This window comes from Paraburkholderia sp. SIMBA_030, assembly GCF_046535245.1.
Taxonomy (GTDB): Bacteria; Pseudomonadota; Gammaproteobacteria; order Burkholderiales; family Burkholderiaceae; genus Paraburkholderia.
The window spans coordinates 1-248 of sequence record NZ_JAWRXB010001266.1 but is presented as its reverse complement, the minus strand read 5'-3'; the positions used below and the strand labels follow the sequence as shown (position 1 = coordinate 248).

The window sequence follows — 248 nt, the reverse complement described above, 5'->3', positions numbered from 1 at the left end:
CCATGGCCACTCCGTGCGCTGCCACCAGTCGTGCCTGTGTACCAGATGTTGAGGAATTGATCATAATCCAGTCCCCGCAATCCAAAGCATGAGCGACCAATGAAGAAGTTACCGTCTGTGTGGCAGTATCCTGTAAGCTGTATGTTTTTCCTTCTGCAAAAATCAAATCTTTAATCTGATTATCACCAATAAAGCTTCCGTCACCTTTGAATTCTACGCGGTTATAATATGCTTTAGCCGTTTGGTAC

At 44.8% G+C, this 248-nt stretch carries 1 protein-coding gene; it reads right to left on the bottom strand.

The features are described 5' to 3' along the window. Positions 1–248, bottom strand: a 248-nt coding sequence (locus tag SB772_RS44105; RefSeq protein WP_410839036.1) for a hypothetical protein, incomplete at both ends; no start/stop codon positions are given.